The following is a 1,092-nucleotide window of genomic DNA, read 5'->3' as shown; positions in this document are numbered from 1 at the left end:
GATCTATTACGGAACCGTCGACGCCACACCGCTTTTCGTGATGCTGCTCGCCGAATGTCTGCGATGGGGCGCGGATCCCGCGTCGATCGCCACCCTGCTGCCCGCGGCCGACGCCGCGATCAGCTGGATCACCGATTTCGGTGACCGCGACGACGACGGTTTCGTCGAATACGTGCGCGCCACCGATCGCGGCCTGATCAATCAGGGCTGGAAGGACAGTTTCGACGGAATCAACGACGCCGCGGGACATATCGCCGAGGCCCCGATTGCGCTGGCCGAGGTCCAGGGATATGTGTACGCGGCGTTCCTGGCCCGTGCGGAGCTCGCCGACCAGTTCGACGACCCCGAGCTGGCCGTGCGAATGCGGGAACGGGCCGACGAGTTGCAAACCAAGTTCGCCGAACAGTTCTGGCTACCCCATTACGGGTGGTACGCGGTGGCCTTGGACGGACGCAAACGCCAGGTCGACGCGTTGACCAGCAATGCGGCGCACTGTCTGTGGTCGGGCATCGCGACCGACGAGCACGCCGAGATCCTGATCCGGAATCTGTCCCGGGCGGAGATGGATTCGGGCTTCGGGCTGCGGACGCTGGCTTCCGATATGGGCGCCTACAACCCGATGAGTTACCACTGCGGGTCGATCTGGCCGCACGACACGGCGATCGCTGTCGCCGGGTTGATGCGATACCAGCATGTGCCGGGCGCGGTGGAACTGGCGACGAAGCTGTCGGGTGGTCTGCTCGATGCCGCCGCGGCGTTCGACGGCCGGTTGCCCGAGCTGTTCTGTGGTTTCCCGCGGGCGAGATTCGCCGCGCCCGTGCCGTATCCGACGTCGTGTTCGCCTCAGGCCTGGGCCAGTGCGGCGCCGTTGCTGCTGGTTCGGTCGTTCCTCGGGCTCGATCCCGATGTGCCGGCCAGGACGTTGACGCTGCGGCCGCAGATTCCCCCGGCCTGGGGATGCGTGCGGATGTCGGAGTTCCGGCTCGGCGACGGGGTGACGGTGGATCTCGAGGTGTGCGGCTCGGCGGTGACCGTGACGGGCCTGCCCGAGGGCTGGGCGCTGATCACCGACGAGGAGTAGATCGCAGAATC

Annotated in this window: 1 protein-coding gene; it reads left to right on the top strand. The window is 66.8% G+C overall.

What is annotated here, in order from left to right; all coding sequences use genetic code 11:
• A partial coding sequence (locus ACFWF3_RS36865) for an amylo-alpha-1,6-glucosidase (RefSeq protein ID WP_379318880.1) occupies window positions 1-1,081 on the top strand: 1,081 nt, incomplete at its 5' end.
• Window positions 1,082-1,092 lie beyond the last annotated feature (11 nt).

This window comes from Nocardia sp. NPDC060220 (assembly GCF_042727815.1).
GTDB lineage: Bacteria > Actinomycetota > Actinomycetes > Mycobacteriales > Mycobacteriaceae > Nocardia.
Note: the sequence above shows the minus strand (reverse complement) of the source record. Positions and strands in the feature narration are given on the sequence as shown.